The organism is Chryseotalea sp. WA131a, from assembly GCA_025370075.1.
In the GTDB taxonomy this organism is placed as follows: Bacteria; Bacteroidota; Bacteroidia; order Cytophagales; family Cyclobacteriaceae; genus ELB16-189.
This window is the reverse complement of the sequence record CP073016.1, coordinates 2,995,796-3,016,401: the sequence shown is the minus strand read 5'-3', so window position 1 is coordinate 3,016,401 and position 20,606 is coordinate 2,995,796. Positions and strand designations below refer to the sequence as shown.

Annotated in this window: 19 protein-coding genes; 16 read left to right on the top strand and 3 right to left on the bottom strand. The window is 42.3% G+C overall.

All coding sequences use genetic code 11. The features are described from left to right. The first annotated feature begins 5 nt into the window (after nt 1–5). The 11 genes from nusB to KA713_13810 all read left to right on the top strand — a co-directional run bounded on the left by nusB (nt 6) and on the right by KA713_13810 (nt 11,620). A complete protein-coding gene (gene nusB, locus KA713_13860) occupies nt 6–1,295 on the top strand; it encodes a transcription antitermination factor NusB (GenBank protein ID UXE65551.1) in 1,290 nt (429 codons plus the stop codon). A gap of 159 nt (nt 1,296–1,454) precedes the next feature. After that, on the top strand, nt 1,455–1,763 hold the full coding sequence (locus KA713_13855; GenBank protein ID UXE65550.1) for a YtxH domain-containing protein: 309 nt from the start codon (nt 1,455–1,457) through the stop codon (nt 1,761–1,763). Nucleotides 1,764–1,936: 173 nt separating this feature from the next. Then, entirely contained in the window at nt 1,937–2,455 is a 519-nt protein-coding gene (locus KA713_13850) for a DUF1573 domain-containing protein (protein ID UXE69136.1), read from the top strand. A 174-nt stretch (nt 2,456–2,629) separates the two neighbouring features. Further along, entirely contained in the window at nt 2,630–2,938 is a 309-nt protein-coding gene (yajC, locus tag KA713_13845) for a preprotein translocase subunit YajC (GenBank protein UXE65549.1), read from the top strand. Nucleotides 2,939–2,962: 24 nt separating this feature from the next. Continuing rightward, on the top strand, nt 2,963–3,898 hold the full coding sequence (locus tag KA713_13840; protein ID UXE65548.1) for a hypothetical protein: 936 nt from the start codon (nt 2,963–2,965) through the stop codon (nt 3,896–3,898). Beyond that, on the top strand, nt 3,895–4,500 hold the full coding sequence (locus KA713_13835) for a dephospho-CoA kinase (protein UXE65547.1): 606 nt from the start codon (nt 3,895–3,897) through the stop codon (nt 4,498–4,500). The genes KA713_13840 and KA713_13835 overlap by 4 nt, the downstream gene beginning before the upstream one ends. Before the next feature lie 38 nt (nt 4,501–4,538). Further along, on the top strand, nt 4,539–5,621 hold the full coding sequence (locus KA713_13830) for an efflux RND transporter periplasmic adaptor subunit (protein UXE65546.1): 1,083 nt from the start codon (nt 4,539–4,541) through the stop codon (nt 5,619–5,621). A 59-nt stretch (nt 5,622–5,680) separates the two neighbouring features. Then, nucleotides 5,681–8,728, top strand: a complete 3,048-nt coding sequence (locus KA713_13825; GenBank protein UXE65545.1) for an efflux RND transporter permease subunit — start codon at nt 5,681–5,683, stop codon at nt 8,726–8,728. Nucleotides 8,729–8,794: 66 nt separating this feature from the next. Beyond that, a complete protein-coding gene (locus KA713_13820; GenBank protein ID UXE65544.1) occupies nt 8,795–10,252 on the top strand; it encodes a TolC family protein in 1,458 nt (485 codons plus the stop codon). 204 nt (nt 10,253–10,456) lie between these two features. Further along, a complete protein-coding gene (locus tag KA713_13815) occupies nt 10,457–10,966 on the top strand; it encodes a hypothetical protein (protein UXE65543.1) in 510 nt (169 codons plus the stop codon). A gap of 99 nt (nt 10,967–11,065) precedes the next feature. Then, entirely contained in the window at nt 11,066–11,620 is a 555-nt protein-coding gene (locus KA713_13810) for an ATP-binding protein (GenBank protein UXE69135.1), read from the top strand. Here KA713_13810 and KA713_13805 read toward each other — a convergent pair. Further along, on the bottom strand, nt 11,607–14,975 hold the full coding sequence (locus KA713_13805) for a zinc-dependent metalloprotease (GenBank protein UXE65542.1): 3,369 nt from the start codon (nt 14,973–14,975) through the stop codon (nt 11,607–11,609). The two genes, KA713_13810 and KA713_13805, sit on opposite strands and share 14 nt — an antisense overlap. Before the next feature lie 49 nt (nt 14,976–15,024). Further along, nucleotides 15,025–16,269 carry a dipeptidase gene (locus KA713_13800; GenBank protein UXE65541.1) on the bottom strand — a complete coding sequence of 415 codons (1,245 nt, stop codon included), beginning with the start codon at nt 16,267–16,269 and terminating at the stop codon, nt 15,025–15,027. Nucleotides 16,270–16,306: 37 nt separating this feature from the next. Here KA713_13800 and KA713_13795 point away from each other — a divergent pair, with 37 nt between their 5' ends. Continuing rightward, a complete protein-coding gene (locus KA713_13795; GenBank protein UXE69134.1) occupies nt 16,307–16,549 on the top strand; it encodes a cytochrome b5 in 243 nt (80 codons plus the stop codon). Between the two features lie 40 nt (nt 16,550–16,589). Here the strand turns inward: KA713_13795 and KA713_13790 are convergent, their stop codons facing one another. Next, the gene (locus KA713_13790) at nt 16,590–17,504 is read right to left on the bottom strand and encodes a DUF58 domain-containing protein (GenBank protein UXE65540.1); all 915 of its coding nucleotides are present in this window, start codon (nt 17,502–17,504) and stop codon (nt 16,590–16,592) included. A 95-nt stretch (nt 17,505–17,599) separates the two neighbouring features. Here KA713_13790 and KA713_13785 point away from each other — a divergent pair, with 95 nt between their 5' ends. The 4 genes from KA713_13785 to KA713_13770 are packed head-to-tail and all read left to right on the top strand — an operon-like array spanning nt 17,600 to nt 20,598. Next, nucleotides 17,600–18,310, top strand: a complete 711-nt coding sequence (locus KA713_13785; GenBank protein ID UXE65539.1) for an RDD family protein — start codon at nt 17,600–17,602, stop codon at nt 18,308–18,310. A gap of 15 nt (nt 18,311–18,325) precedes the next feature. Beyond that, nucleotides 18,326–19,168: an N-acetylglucosamine kinase gene (locus tag KA713_13780; GenBank protein ID UXE65538.1), complete on the top strand. Its 843-nt coding sequence runs from the start codon at nt 18,326–18,328 to the stop codon at nt 19,166–19,168. A 36-nt stretch (nt 19,169–19,204) separates the two neighbouring features. Further along, complete coding sequence (murQ, locus tag KA713_13775; GenBank protein UXE65537.1) at nt 19,205–20,014, top strand: N-acetylmuramic acid 6-phosphate etherase; 810 nt, start codon at nt 19,205–19,207, stop codon at nt 20,012–20,014. A gap of 47 nt (nt 20,015–20,061) precedes the next feature. Beyond that, nucleotides 20,062–20,598: a Uma2 family endonuclease gene (locus KA713_13770; protein UXE65536.1), complete on the top strand. Its 537-nt coding sequence runs from the start codon at nt 20,062–20,064 to the stop codon at nt 20,596–20,598. The last annotated feature ends 8 nt before the right edge of the window (nt 20,599–20,606 follow it).

The window sequence follows — 20,606 nt, the reverse complement described above, 5'->3', positions numbered from 1 at the left end:
GAATAATGGCTCAAACTAAAACGAAAGGTAGGGGATTTAGTTCGTTCGTCAACGAAAAAATGACAGTAGGCAAAGGCAGTAGGCAATTGCTCATCACCTCCCAAAACAATCATCATTTTTTTTTCCATGATAAGGGCGTAATTTGCACCCACAAAAAACGTTCTCTCCCTCGTATGCTCAACAGACGCACCATCCGCATTAAAATTATGCAAAGCTTATTTGCCTTCGATCAATGCAAAGAAGCCAACAACCAACTCGCCCACGATTTTATTAACGAAACTTTTCAGCCCGACCTCAATAGCATGGAGGTGCAAAACAAAGAATTGCTCAAAGCCCAGCGTAAAACTGCGCGCCTTTTGTTAGATGCTCGTTTCAAAGAAAAAGAGATAAAGGAAACAGATGCATCCATTGTGAAGGCAGTGGATCAGGCCATGGAAACCTACCACAAGCAAGTAAAAAAAGATCAACTCTTTTTAGGAAAAAACACGGTCATCGAAATTCAAAAATTGACCGATACATATCATCAAGTACTGGGTTTGTTGGTAGCTTTGGCCGAGGCGGGAGCATCCGATAAGAAAACCGTTCATGGATATGTACTTCAGCAGCCGCTGTGGCAATCGCTGCTAAATCATCCCGAATTAAAAAAAGAATGGATACGCCAAGGCGGATGGGATGGTAAAATGGACATCGTGCGAGCATGGTTTCGCGAAATTGTAAAGGAAGATGAAACGTATCTTCGCTTCATTGAAGAAAAAACGCGCACAGATGAAGAGCAAAAAGCATTTGCCAAATACCTGGTGCGCAAAGTTATTTTTGGCAACAATTCCATCAACGATTATTTCGATGAGCAAGACATTCGGTGGGCAGAAGACAAAGCAATTATCCGCAGCTTGACCGAAAAAACGCTCAAATCTTATGCGGATGGTAAATTAGACCTACAGAAAGTTTCGCTCGATTGGGACGATGACCAAGTCTTTATCGAAAAGCTTTTTAAAGCCACCATCGAGTTGCCACACGAATACAAAGACCTGATTGCCAAGAACACAAAAAATTGGGAAGTAGACCGTTTGCCCCTTACCGACCGTGTTATCTTAGAAATGGCGATTGCCGAGATGGTTAACTTCTCTGGCATCCCGGTCAAGGTGACGATCAACGAATACATCGAATTGGCAAAAGAATACAGTACCCCAAAGAGCCGCCAATTTATTAACGGAATTTTGGACGTGATCTCGAAAAAGATGAAGGAATCGGGTGACATTAAGAAAAGCGGAAAGGGGTTGTTGGATAATAAATAGAATTGGTTTGTGTTTATTTCAAATTTGGAGATAGTTGAATGGGAAAGTTCTTAGGTCTTTTCGTCAAACACAACAAGATCTTAATAGATGTTTAAAAAACACAAGGCAGATTTTGGCAAGTAACTTTTTTTATCTTTGTAACCCTCAACTTTCAAAACTATGAGCAAAAAAGGAAGCAATGCAATGATGGCTTTTTTGGCAGGTGCGGCAGCAGGAGCTATTTTGGGAATTTTATATGCTCCCGACAAAGGCTCTGTCACCCGCGAGAAACTGGCTGCTAAATTGGGCGATTATAAAGATAAGCTGGAAAAGTACATTTCTGACTTAACACCGCCAAGCGAGAATAGCAGTTACCTGACCACCGAAGCGAAAGCCCAAGGCCAAAAGGTTGTAACCGAAGCCAAAGACAAAGCCCAGCGTTTGTTAGATGATGTAGATGAACTTTTGGCGCAAATGCGAAGCAAATAGAACCGATTAGTTAATGATTTGGTAAGTTAATAGTTTGTTAATGAAGTTTAGTTTTTTGGAATGAATGCTAACTCATAATAACTTTGTAAGTAATTAATTAACCTGAACAGCTAAAAGCAAAAATAAAAAAGCATATGAAAACAGTTAAACTAATGGGCATCGTAGCCCTCTTTTTGGTAGCCGTTAGTTGCAACGATAAAGCATCTGAAAAGAAAATCGCAGAATTGGAGAGCCGCTTGGCGCAAATGGAATCTGGTAAAACTACACCATCTGCACCAACTGTTACACCTGGCGCAACACCTACACCCGAAGCTGCCCCAGCAACAGAGGAAAAACCTGAAGGCCCACTTCCAACGATGGAATTTAATACCACCGACCATGATTTCGGTACGGTAAACGAAGGCAAAAAGGTAAACTTCACCTACAAAGTAAAAAACACAGGCCAAGCCCCGCTCATTATCCAAAACGCTCAACCTTCATGTGGTTGCACGGTGCCGGAGTGGACAAAAACACCAATCCCGGTTGGTGGAGAGGGTTTTGTAAAGGCCGAGTTTGATACCAACGGCAAACAGGGCATCAACAACAAAACAATTACTGTTACAGCTAATACCTGGCCTAAAACCACCTTGCTTAAGTTCAAAGCAATGGTAACGCCCAAGCCGGATGGTGCCAATGGCCCAGTGGTAAAATAGTAAATTACCAAACGCCTTGAGATTACTAGAAGCACCATTGAAAAGTGGTGCTTTTTTCATTTTAGCTTTGCAAAGACGGTCACCCCTCCCCAAAAAATGGGGGAAGATGCTGAGGCGTTTGGGATGTTTTATTTTAAAGGATAACTTGCAGCCCTAAAATTTTCAAACAACTATATGCACTCTATTCTTTTACAAGCACAAGGTCAATCATCTTGGATTAGTTTCTTGCCAATGGTTGGCATTTTGGTGGTGTTTTATTTTTTCATGATTCGCCCGCAACAGAAAAAAGCGAAAGACCAAAAGAAATTTACCGAAGAAATTAAGAAAGGTGACTTTGTTGTCACCATCGGTGGCATTCATGCACGGGTAGACGAGGTGCAAGACGATACCCTCATTATTGAAGTAGAGCGTGGCGGTCGCATCAAGATTTCAAAGTCTGCGGTATCAATGGAGTCTACCAAAGCGGTTGCTGCAAAAAAATAATTGCCCTAAACATGGGCCGAAAGCATGAATTTGCTCAAAGCCATTGTCAATTTGTTTCGTTTCGACAGAACCAACTGGCGGGCAGTTCTGCTATGCTTGCTTACTGCGGTGGTGTTTTGGCTTTTCAATGCGCTTAACAAGAAGTATTCAACGAATGTAAAATTCCCCATTCGGTTTGAGTACGATGAGTCCTTGTTTTCTCCTATCGAAAATTTACCACATCAAATAAATGTAAATGTCAACGGCACCGGGTGGGAGTTGTTCCGCGATTTTGTGGGCTTCAAGTTGCCCGAACTGACCATTCCGCTTGAGCGACCAACGGAAGTAAAAAAAATTGTTGCTTCATCGTTAACGCCCATGCTCGCCCCGCAATTGGGCAAACTGCAGATTAACTACATTGTTACCGACACGCTCAGGGTTCAAATTGATGAAACGGATACACATCGCTTTAGGCTTTACGTGGATTTGACCAACGTAAATTTTGAAAAAGATTTTGGACGCACCAGCCCCGTGGTAATATTGCCTGATTCAGTAGAGTTATCGGGCCCCAAATCGATTTTGCTCAATCTTCCTGATTCAATCAAGCTAAACATTACGGCCAATCGGCTAGACCAAAATTTTGAAGATGACATAGAGATTAACATTGAAAGTCCGTACATCAAAAGAAATCCCCCATTGGCCAATGTAATTTTTGAAGTGGGTGATGTAAGGGAAATGAAATGTGCTGTAAAATTGCTGGTTAAAAATCCACAGGTAGTAAGCTCAATATCTTGGCCTGATAGTATTACTTGTACTTTTTCCGTGCCCGTAAAGCGACTAGAAGAATTTGGCAGGAGCAAAAAAGAAATGCTTTTACTGCTGGATGTAAAGAGCGAGACAAACATGCCTAAATTCTTAAAGATGCCCAACTTTATCGAATTGATAAAAATGGATTCGATAAAAATAATTTCTAATCCATGAGGCCATTGCAGATTGGCATTACGGGCGGCATTGGCTCAGGTAAAAGTATGGTTTGCAAAATTTTTGGTTGCTTAGGCATTCCCGTATACGATGCCGATAGCCGAGCGAAAAGTATTATGACCACTGACGGAATACTAGTGGAGCAAATCAAAAAGGAATTCGGAAGTTTGTCGTATGATGCGGATGGTGGCCTCAACAGAAGCTTCCTTAGTAGTGCTGTATTTGGCAATGCAGAGAAGTTAAAAAAACTAAATGAACTCGTGCATCCACGGGTGGCGTTGGACGGTGACCAGTGGACAGCCGAACAAATTGGAAAAAAATACGTGGTGCGCGAAGCGGCTTTATTGTTCGAGTCGGGTTCGTACAAAAAGATGGATAAAATAATTGTAGTGACAGCACCTGAACCTTTGCGTGTGAAACGCGTGTTAGTGAGAGATAAACAACGGACGGAAGAGGAAGTATTGAAGATTATCCGAAATCAAATAAAGGAAGAAGAGAAGGTGAAGAAAGCAGACTTTGTTTTGAGAAATGATGAAACGGAATTGTTGGTGCCGCAAGTGATAAATTTGCATCAGAAGTTTTTAATGTTATCACCCGCTTAGCGTCTTTGTGCCTTCGTGGCAAATTGTATTAAAAGAAAATGAAAAAAACCATTCTTACAACAGTCATCATTTTGGTGGTGATTTTTTTACTTGCATTGCCGAAGTTAAAATTGTTTGGCGACAGGAAAGCAACCACGGGCGCCCCTGGGGCAGGGCAAAAACCACAATTGATGGTAGAGGCTACTATTATCAAAGCCTCTCGGCTCGACAATAAATTAATTGTTACAGGTTCTGTGTTGGCCAATGAATCGTTGGAACTGAAAAGTGAATCGTCTGGTAAAATCACTCGCTTACTTTTTGAAGAAGGCAAGCCCGTTGCAAAAGGAAGCTTGTTGCTGGAAATCAACAACGAAGAAATTCAAGCGCAAATCCAAAAACAACGTTATAATCAAAAGCTCAATCAAGACAATGAATTTCGCCAACGAAAGTTGTTGGAGAAAGATGCCATTAGTCAAGAAGAATACGATAACGCATTGAACCGATTGAATACCACGGTGGCCGATATTAATTTGCTGGAAGCTCAATTGGAAAAAACACGCATCAAAGCACCCTTTGGTGGCGTAATCGGTTTACGGTATGTGAGCCAAGGTGCTTACATTTCGCCAGCCATCGTAGTGGCTACGCTTTATAATATTTCTCCTGCCAAAATTGAATTTGCGGTGCCCGCTCGTTACAGCGCGCAACTGATGAGAGGCGAAAAGATTTTCTTTACGATCGAAAATGACCTAACTGTTTATAATGGTAATGTGTATGCCATTGAGCCCCGCATAGACCCGGAGACACGCACCTTAAAAATCAGGGCCTTATCAGAGAATAAAAGTGGCCGATTGATCCCAGGTCAGTTTGTAAAAGTTCAATTGGTTTTAAAATCGGTAAATGATGCCGTGTTGGTCCCTACAGAAGCCGTTATCCCGGACCAAGGTGGAAAGAAAGTTTTTATTGCCGCAGCGGGCAAGGCCAAGGAAGTTAAAATTGAAACCGGCATTCGCACCGAAAATGACCTCGAGGTGTTATCTGGGCTTTCGGCTGGCGATACGCTTTTAACAACCGGCATTTTGCAACTTCGCCCAGGCATTGACATTAAAATCGTAAAACTTGACTCAGTAAAAAGTAAACAATAGGCAACACAAAATTTCCTACATGGAAATTCTAAATTCTAACTCGTAAATTCTTTTCAAGAATGGCAAGCTTATCAACCATCAGTATCAACCGACCGGTGCTCGCAATTGTGATGTCGCTGGTGATTATTCTTTTTGGCGTGATTGGTTTTTCTTTCTTGGGTGTGCGCGAATTTCCGAGTGTGGATCCACCGGTGGTCACTGTTTCCACTAGTTATATTGGTGCAAATGCAGACGTAATTGAATCGCAAATTACTGAACCATTGGAAGATGCCGTGAATGGAGTGCCAGGCATCCGCACACTTACTTCGGTGAGCCGCGAAGGAAGAAGCAGTATCACTGTTGAGTTTGAATTGGGGGTGAACATTGAAGCAGCTGCCAACGATGTACGCGACAAAGTATCTGGTGCACTCAATCGGTTGCCACAGGATGTAGACCCTCCTGTGGTGGAGAAAGCGGATGCTGATTCAAGCCCGATAATTTTTCTCACTGTTCGCAGCGATAAACGAAATCTATTGGAGATTTCTCGCATTGCTGAAATCATGTTTAAGGAGCGTATCCAAACGATTCCGGGTGTAAGTGCCGTACAGATTTGGGGGCAGCAGCGCTACTCCATGCGGATATGGATGGATCCAATAAAATTGGCATCGCTCAAACTTGCGCCATCCGATGTGTTGCAAGCCCTCAATCGCGAAAACGTTGAATTGCCGGCCGGCCGTGTGGAAGGACAAAATACCGAACTTACCGTACGCACTTTAGGACGTTTGACGAGCGAAGAAGATTTTAATAACCTCATCATCAAAGAGCAAGGCGACAACGTAGTGCGTGTAAGTGATATTGGCTACGCCAAACTAGGCCCTGAAAATGAACGTACGATTTTAAGAAGAGACGGAATCCCTGGTTGTGCGCTCGCCATTGTAGCGCAGCCCGGTGCCAATAATATTGACATCGCCAATCGGTTGTACAAAAAGTTAGATCAAATTCAGCGCGATCTTCCCCAGGATGTAAGTTATCAGATGAGCTATGATTCTACTAAATACATCCGCTCATCCATTTCAGAAGTGGAAGAAACCATTTTCATCGCCTTCTGTCTAGTGCTTTCCATCATTTTCCTTTTTCTCCGCGATTGGCGTACCACCATCATTCCAATTGCAACTATTCCTATTTCTTTGATTGGCGCATTCTTCGTTATGTACTTGTTGGGTTTCACCATTAACGTGCTTACGCTGCTCGGCATTGTGTTGGCCATCGGCATTGTGGTGGACGATGCCATTGTAGTGTTGGAAAATATTTACGTGAAAGTGGAGGAGGGCGAAAACCCTGAAGAAGCTGCGCGCAAAGGTTCAACAGAAATTTATTTTGCTGTTATTTCTACCACTATTTCCGTGGTGGCGGTTTTCCTTCCGGTGATTTTCTTGCAAGGCCTCACGGGAAGATTGTTCCGAGAGTTTGGATTGGTGGTGGCCAGCTCTGTAGCGATTTCTGCTTTTGTTTCCTTAACGCTCACCCCCATGATGAGTGCCAAAATTTTAAAACGCAGAGAAGTACAGCCTTGGCTCTACCGAAAGACCGAACCATTTTTTCAGGCTCTTACCGCGGGCTATGCCAAATTATTGGAAGGATTTATGAGTAAACGTTGGCTCGCCTTTGTGGTGATTCTTATGTCTGGTTTTTTGATTTACTATTTAGGAAAAATCACCCCATCCGAATTGTCTCCCTTAGAAGACAGAAGCGAATTCCGCTTGCAGGCCCAAGCACAAGAAGGCGCCACGTTTGAATACATGGATCGCTATGTAAAAGAACTGACCCAGTTTATTTCAGACGAAGTTCCCGAACGAAACGGAATGGTGAGTGTAACCGCACCAGGTTTTGGAAGCGCGGGTGTCAATTCAGGTTTTGTTCGAGTGATTTTAAAAGACCCGGCCGATAGAAGCAGAACACAGCAAGGCATTGTGGATGACATTACTGTGAAGATGAAAAAATTCACAGGCGTGCGCACGTTCACCACCCAAGCGCAAACCATTGGCGATAGACGTGGCGGCTTCCCGGTTCAGTTTGTGATCCAAGCACCTGACATCGATAAGTTGAGGAAGGTATTGCCCGCGTTTATGACCAAAGCATCAGCAAGTCCACTGTTTTCTTTTGTTGATTTAGATCTGAAATTCAACAAACCCGAAATCAACATCACCATTGACAGAGACAAGGCGCGTACACTTGGCGTGAATGTATTGGACATCTCACAGACCTTGCAATTGGGATTGAGCGGCTCGCGCTTCGGCAATTTTGTAATGGACGGAAAGCAATATCAAATCATTGGCCAAGTGGAGCGTGGCAATCGAAACGAACCATTGGATTTAAAGACCTTGTACGTAAAAAACAAGCGGGGTGACTTAATTCAGTTAGATAATCTGGTACAATTTCAAGAACTGAGCAGCCCACCTCAGCTGTATCGCTTTAACCGTTATTCCTCTGCCAAAGTGCAAGCTCAGCTGGCAAAAGGCGCGGCTTTGGGCGATGGCATTAAAGAGATGGAAAAAATTGCCAGTGAAGTATTGGACGAAAGTTATACCACCAGCTTAGATGGCCCTTCGCGCGAATTTGCTGAAAGCTCATCTAGCATTTACCTCGCATTCTTAATTGCATTAGCGATCATCTATTTGATTTTGGCCGGTCAATTTGAAAGTTTCAAAGACCCGTTGGTGATTATGTTTACCGTGCCGTTGGCGTTGGCAGGTGCCTTGCTTTCCCTTTGGTATTTCAACCAAACATTAAATGTGTTTAGCCAAATCGGTATCATCATGTTGATCGGCCTCGTAACCAAAAACGGAATTTTGATAGTGGAATTTGCTAATCAACAAAAAGAGCAAGGCCTCAGTGTTTTAGAGGCTGTAAAAGCAGCCGCTGCTTCACGCTTCCGCCCCATATTAATGACAAGTCTTTCAACGATATTGGGAATCTTGCCGATTGCCTTAGCATTGGGCGCAGGTTCTGAAAGCCGTGTTTCCATGGGCATTGCCGTTATTGGCGGAATGATGTTCGCTACGATTTTAACGTTGTTCGTTATCCCAGCCATTTATTCATACATCAGTAGTAAGCACCAAAAGATTTAAGATGTTTGATTTAAGATTTACGATTTCACGAGCACTGAAGTCCCAATACCAAAGTCCTACTGCCTGATGCCCAAGTCCCAATACCTAAGCCTGAGATTTTTTTACGCCTTCCTGCTAGCTGCTTGTGGCTTTCAGCTTGCCGCCTATTTTCCTGCTCACTCCCAAGACACCCTCAGCCTTGCCCGCGCAATTCAAATCGGATTGAAGAATAATTTTGGAGTGCAAATTCAGCAACTGAATGTAGAGGCCGCAAAAAAAAATAACACGTGGGGTATGGCCGGTCGGTTGCCAACGGTTACACTTTCAGCTAGTCAAAATAACAGTATCATCCAACGGAAGCCAGCGAACCCATTTGCAGTAGCCGGTTTAAACATCGTAGATAATGTATTGGGTCAATTGGATGTTCAATTCACATTATTCGATGGCTTTGCTGTGCAAATTGCCAAGCAACGATTGGAGCAATTAGAAGCTATGAGCAAAGGCAACGCTACCTTTGTGATGGAGTCCACCATCCAGTCTATTATTTTATCGTACTATCAGGCGGTTGTGGAAAAAGAGCGACTACAAGTGTTTATTGTAAACCGTGATTTTTCAAAAGAGCGATATAGCTATGTAAAACTTAAGAAAAGCTTAGGCTCGGCTATTAATTTTGATGTGTTACAAGAGCAGAATAACTATTTGACCGATTCAGCCAATGTGTTGCAACAAGAGATAGTGGTTAAAAACTCGATGCGAAACCTGAACGTGCTGCTAAACGAACCAATTAACAACAAGTACGAATTCACCAATCGGTTGGAAATTGAAAATGAAGAATACCGATACGAAGACTTGCGCGATAAAATGTTTAGCTCCAATACAAATTTGCGCAATCAATATATTTCACAAGAGCTAATGAATAATGCTACACGCAATGCACAATCGAATATGGCACCCTCGCTTTTATTGAACGTTGGAGGGACTGGGAGCCTAGACCAATTGACTGCGAATTTTCGAGCCAACACAGGCAACACAATTGAGAACACGGTCGGCTACTTAAATCGCGATTTAGCACAGCCCGTATTTCTTTCGGTAAATGAAACCGCCCTAACCCAACAAACTCAAACAGGTAACTCGTATGGAGGTTACGCCAATCTCTCCTTGCGCTACACTTTATTCAACGGAAGTCAGTTAAGGCGAGCGGTGGACAACGCACAGATTCAAGAAAAGATGGCCAAGCTTACCACCGAGCAACTTAAGGCCAATTTGGAGAACAGCTTACTGGCTGGCCACGATTTTTACAACTTGCGAAAACAGTTGGTGCAAATAGCTACCATCAAACTGGAAGCAGCCGAATTGAATTTGGGTTTGGCAAATGAGCGCTATAAAAACGGTGCGCTCAGTGCCATTGACCTGCGCATTGTGCAAGAGAATTATCGCTCAGCTGCATTAGAAAAATTTGCTGCCATCTATGCCGGGCTTTCTTCTAAATTGGATTTAGTGCGGTTGACGGGAGGTTTGGTGGATAAATTCCCTAGCAACAGATAAAGCAATCTTTCTCTTTAGATCGTATATTTGATGTACGTTCGAGTACATCAAATGAAGAATTTTCTGAAAAAAAATCTTCTTTTTTTATTGGCAATACTTTTGGTAAGTGTCTGCCATGGTCAAACAACGAATTCACCAATAGACACACGAGGTCAGGTTTTCAGAAAAGATACTATCCCCCTTAAATCAAAAAATAAAACGACCATGCGAATACCAAAGCAAATCCGTTCATTACCCTTCAAAAAGATTCCATTACCGTATCGTTCTTATCTGGGCATTGGGGGAGGTGTTGCATGGTGTACATTTTCAGTGAAAGGAATCACAAGCCTAGAACTGCCATATGAAGTAATTGGCGACCCAGTGCCCCAAATTTACTACAGCACAATCGATGGTCAAAACAATAGTAATTATTGGGATGCACCACTATACTTCGAATTTGGAGACGAGAATGGGATTTTTGGTTTCATAGGCGGGGCGGTCTCGATTGGGTACCTCTCTCCGTGTTTTAATAACTTAGTTGTTTCTCGATTTGAGTTTGGTATAGGTCGGAATTTTGTTGTTAACAACCATTTTAAGATAAGTCCTTCAATTTCATTTGGCTCCCGGTTTTCAACTTTGAAGTTCCCGCAAATTCTTGACAATCGCAACATGGATTGTCAAATACTTGATACGTCCTTCCCTTATCGTTTTACTGGAGTAATGGACATTTATTAGGCTGTTTTTTTGCCTCAAAAGATGATTATTCTATCGGTGTATGTAATAATTTGTAATTGGCTAATGCCAAGTAAAATCTGCTATTTTGTGAAAAAAGCAATGTTTACAAGCACCAAACGGCAGTCTTCTGTAAAAAAAATCTGCGTCATTGGCCCGGAATGCACAGGCAAAACAGCATTAGCAAAGTTTTTGGGCGACTACTATAAAACACCATGGGTGGAAGAATATGCCAGGGCATATTTGAATAAATTGGGCACACCCTATCAGCAAAACGACATAACAAAAATTGCGCATGGCCAATTGCGCATGGAAGATGAATGGCTGAACGATGCCAATAAAATACTGATCTGCGACACGAATTTGCTAGTGCTAAAAGTGTGGAGTGAACATAAATATGGAAACTGCGAAGCTGAAATATTGAACCTGATTCAGCAACGAACGTACGACTTATACTTGCTTACCAATATCGATATCCCTTGGCAATATGATCCACAGCGAGAACACCCCGATAAACGTGAGCATTTTTGGGAAGTCTATAAAAAAGAAGTGGCCACTACGGGTGTGGCCACTGTTGAAATTTCCGGAACGGGTAGTGAACGCACAACCATCGCAACAAAAGCCATCGATGCAATTCTTTCATCTACCGACTCTTAATAAACTTGCGCGTAACGATTGCCCCGCCCACTTCTGCTTTTACAATATAAAACCCATCACTCCAGTCGCCAACATTAACTTCCTGCTCAATTTGTTTATTGACTGGTTGAATGGACAGCTCTTGCTGTGCACTACCATTGGCAGTAAGGAAATGAACTTTTATAAGATTGTCATTGGGTGTTTCAAGTTTCAGCACCAATTTAGAACCGGCCGATGGGTTTGGATAAATAGTGAACGATGCTTCCGCCAACGTTCTTTCAAAACCTGTAATAGGTGTTTGAATATTTAAGTTATCGATGGCCCATCCCCATGCATTAATGGTTGAATTAACGTTCATTCTGAATCGGATTAATACTTGGTCGCCACTTTTAAAGGAACCGTTTTGAGTTAAGTTCACTAGGCGTGACGTAAACAAGGCCGATGTTCCATTTGATTTTGAATTGTATGCAGAAAGCCAGCTAGTTTGAGATGTAGCCGTATATCCAACTATAAAGGATTGCCATGTACTACCGTTGTCTTTGGAGCCTTCTACATTAATTTGATCATTTAACGGCTCTACTATGCCAATCTCATCAAATAAAAGGTAAGGATTCGAAGCGCTTATTAAGATTGGCTTTGTCAGAGTAAAAGCATAATTAGAAGTTGCATTTGGGATACCAAATCCATTTGGATATGAGTGAACGGAATGGATGGCTCCGTTGGTGAATCCTGAAGGAGTTGAAATCGAGAAAAAATTACCCGCAAAATCTGTGTTGGCAGAATTAAAATCCGAACTATAGGAGGCTTGGGCTGTGCCAATATTCAAACGAACCACATCAAAAAAACCAACCGCAGGAATTTGTACAGTATTTCCCAATACGTCAATTGACCGAAGTCGATAATTTAATTTGTTGGTGGCCGAAATAGCAAGTGGCGAAAGATCAAGTATGTAATTGTAGGTATTGGCGGCAGTACTTAGTGGCATTTCAACGGAAGTGACAGATCCACCATTAACACTATAGTCTAAAAAAACTTTACTCACACCACTTGCGTCAGTAGCTTGAGCTGTCAAGGCTAAGGAATTTGATGAACCAATCACATAATCGGAATGGTTATGCAGAAGAATGGGTGGCTCGTCATCAATTTGGATTTTTAAGTTATCAATAGCCCAACCCCACCCAGCTGCACCAGGGTCACTAAAAAGACGAAATCGTATAAGTACTTCATCGCCAGCTTCGAAATTTTTTAATAGGTCAAGAACTCTAGGTTTAAAAAGCGAAGGGTCACCCTTTCCTTGAGAGATGTTTGAGATGATCGAACTGTTGTACTTAGCCAACCAATCAGCATTAGCACGTGAGTCATATCCATCCTCTATAGGCTTCCACGATAATCCACCGTCCTTCGATGCCTCCGTAACCACATAATCATAAAAGTCATCGTTACCAAAAACAGAGGCAGGCTCACCAGGTTCTACCAAAACTATTTCATCAAACTTAATAGAAGCTCCTTGAGCTTTCACCTTAATAGGAACCCGCAACTGATAGCTAAAATTTAAACTGCCAGAACCCGCTTCGGGGTAAGGGTGTGAAGAATGAATCGCTCCATTACTAAAACCTTCAGGGGTAATGATGGAGTAACCATTGCCAAAGAAATCACTTGATGGCGAGTTAAAATCATTTGAGTAACTGTTCTGAGCAGGAGCCGTTCCGATGACGGCTACTTCATAAAAAGTTGTAGCTGTTGGCGCAAGGGCACTATTAGCATTAGAAGAGTTATCAGTAGCAGTTATTCGATAACTAATGGTGGTTCCATTTACTAAGCCTGTTGTTGGAAGAGTGGCTTTGTATAGGCTAGTGGTGTCGTTATCTTGAACTAAGCTAAGCACCTGAAGAGAGCCAGAATTAATTTTGTAGTCGATTTTGGCGCCCTGCACACCTATGTTATCCGTAACCGATACCTTTAATTCGAGTGAGGTTGTTCCTTCTAAAACAAAATCTTTTGGGGTATGTACAATCACCGGAATTGTGGTATCTGGCCCAGCTTTAAATTGAAAAGAGGCCTGCAGATCTGAATCTCCTGGTCGAATAAATTGCCCTGGTTTGCTAAAAGTTCGGTTTTGTCCTTTGTAGTTATCGGTTACAACCAAGTAATAGCTATAGGTGGTAGAGGCTGTCGGTTGAGATGGTTTTGGCAGGGTAAATATATATTGGTTTCCTGAAGTGGGGGCTTGAACCAACTCCACTTCTGCACCGCCATTAACTTGATACCTTAGCTTGACTTGATTATTAATCGAATAACCACTTGTGCCATCAGAAGAAGCTGTAACCGAAACTGTAAAATCGTTCGATGTTACTTCGGTATCCTTCAATGGGGTATGTACAATTGACGGGGCAACCCAGCCCATATCGGCAAACATATTCAACACAATCAGGCCTGGGTCTAAAACAACCGAATTTAAATCTAGTTGAGGACGCATCAGTCTATTATCGGTTCCACTATAGGTAGCTTGATCCAGATGAGCAATACTAGAACCAGAGCTCCATGCGGAAGGAGCATAAAGTTTTGGCTTTTCTGAAGCTACTCCTACCAGACTGCGGGAGGGATTATAATTTACGTTAGAGTTTGTTAGTGCTGTGGCCAATGCCGTTGTATTGTTCGCCTGATTAAGAAGCCTTGCACCAGCACCACTTTCTACCCCTACGTCAAATATCAGTGGTGTAGTGGTGGTTTGTACACCAAAAGAACCTAATTCATTTTCTAAATCATACGAATCGGTAAATCCCAAACCATGACCGATTTCATGCAATACTACTGTAGTAAAATTATAAGTATTAGGAGTTGGGGTATCTGTAAAATTCCAGCGAGATTGAGTACTGTTAAAAAAAGCGTAGATGTCATAATCATTTCCAGTTGTAGGATTCGGATCACCATTTAATTTTTTACCAGCGATCTTTTCTGCTAAAGCAACTGGGTAAAAAACATTTAGCTTAGGTGCTCCATCAAAATTAGCAAAAGCATTTCCCCAAATTGCAGACCCCAACACATTCGCATCTTGTGGAACCCAGGCAGCACGAATATTGATCCTTACATTCGATTGAATCAAGGTCTTCCAAATATCTACTGCTCTAACAAAAGAAGCCTGTGCATCTGGCGGAAATCCCACATATTCCACTTGAATATCCGCAGTTTGCGTGCGGCCAGCAGGATTTGCTTCAAATCGAGGAGGTAAATAAATAGGATCGTTAACATCATTTTTGTAACAAACAATCTGACCTTTGGGCTTTATCATCAGTTGCTGAGGTGGAGTGACCACCTGAGCCAACACACGCATTGTCAGTACGATTAACACTAGCCCTATCCCGATACTTCTTTTCATATTGATGATGTTTATAAAAGTTTAATCTGTTAAAGATAAAGTCAAGAACCTATTTAGATGCCTTCGCAAATTCTTCTACCGCACTCCATACTCGCCACACATTTTTATAACAAATCTTTTCAATATCCTCTTCGGTATAGCCTCTTTTCAAGAGAACATAGATTAAATTAGGGTATTGAGATACGTCTTTCAATCCAGTTGGCAAACTGTCGCCCACGCCATCAAAATCAGAACCGATGCCCACGTGGTTGATACCCGCCAACTTCACTACATGATCGATGTGGTTGGCAACGGTTTCCACATCTGCAAACAACGATGGATTTAGTTTTTGATATTCCTCAATAATTGATTTGGCCAACGAATCTGAAAACTTCAGTTTCTTTTCATCTAATAATACCTGAAGCTTTTTTCTATTTGCTTCATTTGCAGCACGAACTGTTGAATCTAAAAAAGTTGAACCAAAATTGATTTGGATCACGCCATTGTTCTTACCCAAAAGCTTAATCATGTCATCGCTCATGTTGCGAATAAAGCCCGGTGTAAATGCACGGCACGAAGAATGGGAAGCAATGCACGGGACCTTGCTCAGTTTCATCACTTGGTAAAACGTACTATCCGAAACATGGGAGATATCAACCATAATTCCCACTTTGTTCATTTCTTGTACCACCGTTCTGCCAAATGGACTTAAGCCATTCCATGTGCGCGTGGTATCGTATGATGAATCACAGATCTGATTATCCTTGCCATGGGTAAGGGTGATGTAGCGAATGCCCCGATCGTAGAAGTATTTTACATTAGCCAAATCATCACCCACAGGCGCTCCATTCTCCATACCTAGCGGCAATGCGATTATCCCTGCTTTAAAAGCAGCCTCTACTTCGGCAGACGAATTGGCACGAACAAACTTATCAGGAATTTGCTCGGCAATGGTGTTGATCATGTTAATCAGTGAATCGGCCAATGCCTTTCCCTTATCAGGTTGTTGCTGATAGGTAGACGGAATATAGATGGACATAAAGGGCGCATCGAGGCCGCCTTTTTTGGCACGCTCATAGTCAAAATCTCCATCTTTTGTTGAGACGGGTATCCCCATGTACTCGCGCTCCAACCGAAAGTTTTTCACCTTCAACCGATATGGCAAATCAACATGGCCATCTGTAATGATATACTGGTGAGCCAACGTATCTGCATACGCACGGAGCTGCGCATCATCCATGCGATCAACAGGTTTCTTTGGCGCGCATGAAAAAAGTAGAACAATAGAAAAAAAGAAGAGTAGAGGTTTTTGCATTGTTGTAGATTTGAGCCTTAAAGTTATTGATTTTACGATGTTTACCCAACCAAACTTAATTACAAAAGCCGAGCTTTCTTTGCGGAATGGGCAAGATAAGCCTCAAGTTTGGGTGGCTTACAAGGGCAAAGTTTACGATGTTACGGCTTCTCGTTTATGGAAAAACGGAAAACATTACGAACATTGGGCTGGCCAAGATTTAACAGATGAACTAGTGGATGCTCCACACACGGACGAGGTTTTTAAGAAATTTGTTGTGATTGGATATCTTATTCTTTAGGGCCTGGGGTTACCTGTACGCTAACTGGCAGTCATCTATTCTAAATCAAATTCCTTGCCTTTAATTCCAAGTATTTATTAATGGTGTTGATCGTTAGTTTTTGAGGTGGCGTGAGTATCGATTGAATGCCATGTTTTTGCAACTCCTTTACGATTAATTTTTTCTCATAAGCCAATCGCTCGGCAATGGCTTGATGGTATACTTGTCTCAAATCGGTGGTTGGCTTATCAATAAGCTTAGCAAGCTCTGTATTTTCAAAAAATATCACTACCAGCAAATGTTGTTTGGCTAAACTAATTAGAAATGGCAATTGGCGTTGTAATGAGAATACACTTTCAAAATTAGTAAACAACAGCAAGAGACTACGCTGCGAAAGTGCCTTGCGCAAAGAAACATACAAAGCGGAATAATCGCTCTCCACAAAAGCTGTTTTCTGTCGATACAGATTCTCTTGGATAATGCTCATCTGATTGTTTCGCTTGGCTGCCGGCAACAGGGTATTGACTTTATCTTGAAAGGTAACAAGCCCCGCCTTATCTGATTTTTTTATAGCAATGTTGGAAATCACCAAACTGGCATTGATGGCATAATCCAACAAGCTCAAACCTTCAAAGGGCATTTGCATCACACGGCTCTTGTCAATAAGCGAATACATTTGTTGCGAACGCTCGTCCTGGTATTGGTTTACCATCAACTTGCTTCTGCGGGCAGTGGCCTTCCAATTCACGGTGCGAAAGTCATCGCCCGAAACATAGTCTTTGATCAATTCAAATTCTTGATTGTGGCCGATGCGCCTGATTTTTTTGATGCCGGTGTTTTGCAAGTTTTGCGATATCGCCAACAACTCATACTTGCGCATTTGGATATACGATGGATACACCGGTACCGTCTTATCTTGATCAAACTTAAACCTGCGGGAAACCAATGCCAAGGGTGAAGTTACCAAAACGTTCATCGCGCCAAAAGAATATTCACCACGCTTCACCGGTCGCAAAAAATTGTTGAATATTGTTAACCGTTACCCTTGACTGTTCTTACTTTTACCGCTTCATGCAAACCATTTCAGTCCGCACAACGCAAAACATTTTTACTCAATACCCGTTGGCCAGCGTTGGCGATCGGATTTTGGGCTATCTTATTGATCAATTGATTTTTGTTGTTTATTCCTTCATAGTGATTGCAATTTCTGTGAGCATCGACCTCAAGCAAATTTGGGTACTAGTGGCCGTACTCTCCATCCCCTACATACTCTATCGATTGCTTTTTGAAATTTTTATGAATGGCCAAACACCCGGCAAGCGAGCAATGCAAATAAAAGTAGTGCGAATAAATGGAACGCCCGCCAATGTGGGCGATTACGTGTTGCGATGGATTTTTGGATTGATCGAGCTAAACGTTGCAAGTGGATTGATCGCTATGCTCAGCGTAATCATTGGCGGCAAGGGTCAGCGCTTGGGCGATTTGGTAGCGGGAACGACCGTGATCAAGTTAATTGAGCAACGCCAAGCCACTGCGCAAGATGTATTTGTATCGCCCGAAAACAATTATGAGGTTAGCTTTCCACAGGCCGTTCAATTAAACCCATCCGATATAGAACTTATTCAGCGATCGTTAGAAATCAACCGCGATCTGGGAAACCAGAAACCAATGTTGGCCATCACCGAAAAAGTAAAGACACAGTTGGGGGTAAAAACAGATATGCCTCCCATCAAGTTTTTGTATGTACTTATTAAAGATTATAATCATCTTACATCGTTGTAACAAAACCAACTTACTGTGATTATTATAGCAGATAGCGGAGGCTCCAAAATCGATTGGCGATTTTTATTTAAAAATGGCGAAGTAGGTCAAGCCAACACGCCCGGGTTCAATCCGTATTATCAACCCATCGAGCATCTTCAGCAAATTATTGCTGATTCGTTAATGCCACTGACTACAGAAACGGTCACCAAGATTTTTTACTATGGCACGGGTGTATCGTCTGAAAAAAATCAGCGCATTATTCAAGCCGCCTTTGCCACGCATTACCCCGAAGCAAAAATTGAAATTGGTTGGGACTTGTTAGCAGCCGCACGCGCCTTGTGCGGACACGAGCCAGGAATTGCCTGCATTTTGGGCACGGGCTCTAACTCTTGTTTATACGATGGCGAAAAAATAATCGACAACGTGGCCAACTTAGGTTGGATATTGGCCGATGAGGGATCGGGTACCAACCTGGGCAGACAATTGGTGTTTGATTGCTTCCGAAATAACATGCCTGAAAAATTAGCCGAACAATTCAAGGCTCGCTTTCCATGGACGAGGGAGGAAGTATTGGAAAAAGTATATCAACAAGAAAAGCCAAGCGCCTTCTTGGCCAGCTTTGCGAAATTCATTTTTCAACATCTGAAAGAACCGTACTGCTATCAATTGGTGTACAAACATTTTGAATCGTTTTATACCAACAATGTGATGAAGTATGCCAACTATCACCAAGTAAAAGTTCATTTCACCGGATCCATTGCATTTTATTTTAGCGATGTGCTTCGGCAAGTAGCCAACGATAAAGGCATTACGGTTAAAAATATTTTGGAAGGCCCCATTGCCGGGCTTACTCTTTATCATAAAAAGGATTTGTAATTTTGGAATGCCCTAACACCTAATGCCTAATCTCTAATGCCTACCACGACCGAATCTTCTTCTCACTACAATCAACTCGAGCACATGAGCGTGAGCGAACTGCTTGCCAACATAAATCGTGAGGACAAAGGTGTACCCTTAGCGGTGGAAAAAGTAATCCCGCAAATTGAAGCATTGGTGAAGGTGATTGGCGATAAAATGAAACAAGGCGGGCGGCTGTTTTACATTGGAGCAGGAACGAGTGGACGATTGGGTATTTTAGATGCATCTGAAATTCCACCCACCTACGGTATGCCACAAGGCAAAGTGATTGGCTTGATTGCAGGTGGCGACACAGCTATCCGCAAAGCAGTAGAAAATGCTGAAGACGATCCGCACCAAGCGTGGAAAGATTTAGAAAAACACGCCATTAATTTGAACGATGTGTTGTTGGGCATCGCTGCCTCGGGCAGAACCCCCTATGTGATTGGCGGAGTGCAAGAAGCAAAGAAAAATGGAATTATTACCGGATGCATCACCTGCAACGAAGGGAGTGAGTTAGCAAAGAATGTCGACCACCCTATTGAAGTGGTGGTAGGTCCTGAATTTGTAACGGGCAGCACGCGTATGAAGGCCGGCACCGCACAGAAATTAGTGTTGAACATGATTTCTACAGCAGCCATGATACAACTTGGCCGCGTGAAAGGAAATAAAATGGTGGATATGCAATTGACCAATCACAAACTTGTGAACCGTGGGGTGAAAATGATCATGGACGAACTACAAGTGAGTGAGATTCAAGCCGAAGAGTTGCTGAAAAAATTTGGTAATGTAAGGAAGGCGATTGAGGGTAAGATATTTAAATAAAGAATGAAGCGTGATGAATTGAATACCAAAATAATCTACCTTTAACTATGCAAAAAGCACTTCAAAGTCCACCACGTACCTCCATGGAGGTTTTTGAGATGTTGCCAGAAGGCACATTGGCAGAAGTGATTGATAACCGTTTGTATATGTCACCTAGCCCTAAAGGAAAACACCAACGCACCCTTCGCAATCTTTTTAGAAGCATCGATCAGTTTGTAGTGCAGCATGATTTGGGCGAAGTGTTGTTTGCCCCGCTGGATGTTTATTTAGATGAAGAACAAAATGCAGTGCAACCTGATTTGATTTTTGTCGGCTCAGAAAAGTTGCATATCATCGATGATGACGATGTGATACACGGTGTGCCAGATTTGATCATCGAAATCCTTTCAAAAGGCAATCAAGATCATGATGAGAAAGTAAAAAAAGAACTCTACGAGCGTTTTGGCGTGAAAGAATATTGGATTGTAGATCCGGCTAACAAATCAACAACTGGTTATCAATTGCTACAGGGCGTTTATAAAAGTCTGGAATCAGGAAATAGCAAGATAACATCTGCCTTGTTCAACCACTCATTCACTTTTTAGTTTTCAAA

Excerpts from the sequence above, each read along its gene's own strand:
- KA713_13770 (UXE65536.1), top strand. The coding sequence starts at position 20,062 with ATGCAAAAAGCACTTCAAAGTCCACCACGTACCTCCATGGAGGTTTTT.
- KA713_13855 (UXE65550.1), top strand. The coding sequence starts at position 1,455 with ATGAGCAAAAAAGGAAGCAATGCAATGATGGCTTTTTTGGCAGGTGCG.
- KA713_13800 (UXE65541.1), bottom strand. The coding sequence starts at position 16,269 with ATGCAAAAACCTCTACTCTTCTTTTTTTCTATTGTTCTACTTTTTTCA.
- KA713_13795 (UXE69134.1), top strand. The coding sequence starts at position 16,307 with ATGTTTACCCAACCAAACTTAATTACAAAAGCCGAGCTTTCTTTGCGG.
- KA713_13805 (UXE65542.1), bottom strand. The coding sequence starts at position 14,975 with ATGAAAAGAAGTATCGGGATAGGGCTAGTGTTAATCGTACTGACAATG.
- KA713_13815 (UXE65543.1), top strand. The coding sequence starts at position 10,457 with ATGCGAATACCAAAGCAAATCCGTTCATTACCCTTCAAAAAGATTCCA.
- KA713_13790 (UXE65540.1), bottom strand. The coding sequence starts at position 17,504 with ATGAACGTTTTGGTAACTTCACCCTTGGCATTGGTTTCCCGCAGGTTT.
- nusB (UXE65551.1), top strand. The coding sequence starts at position 6 with ATGGCTCAAACTAAAACGAAAGGTAGGGGATTTAGTTCGTTCGTCAAC.
- KA713_13830 (UXE65546.1), top strand. The coding sequence starts at position 4,539 with ATGAAAAAAACCATTCTTACAACAGTCATCATTTTGGTGGTGATTTTT.
- KA713_13810 (UXE69135.1), top strand. The coding sequence starts at position 11,066 with ATGTTTACAAGCACCAAACGGCAGTCTTCTGTAAAAAAAATCTGCGTC.
- KA713_13840 (UXE65548.1), top strand. The coding sequence starts at position 2,963 with ATGAATTTGCTCAAAGCCATTGTCAATTTGTTTCGTTTCGACAGAACC.
- KA713_13835 (UXE65547.1), top strand. The coding sequence starts at position 3,895 with ATGAGGCCATTGCAGATTGGCATTACGGGCGGCATTGGCTCAGGTAAA.
- KA713_13825 (UXE65545.1), top strand. The coding sequence starts at position 5,681 with ATGGCAAGCTTATCAACCATCAGTATCAACCGACCGGTGCTCGCAATT.
- KA713_13785 (UXE65539.1), top strand. The coding sequence starts at position 17,600 with ATGCAAACCATTTCAGTCCGCACAACGCAAAACATTTTTACTCAATAC.
- KA713_13820 (UXE65544.1), top strand. The coding sequence starts at position 8,795 with ATGCCCAAGTCCCAATACCTAAGCCTGAGATTTTTTTACGCCTTCCTG.
- murQ (UXE65537.1), top strand. The coding sequence starts at position 19,205 with ATGCCTACCACGACCGAATCTTCTTCTCACTACAATCAACTCGAGCAC.
- yajC (UXE65549.1), top strand. The coding sequence starts at position 2,630 with ATGCACTCTATTCTTTTACAAGCACAAGGTCAATCATCTTGGATTAGT.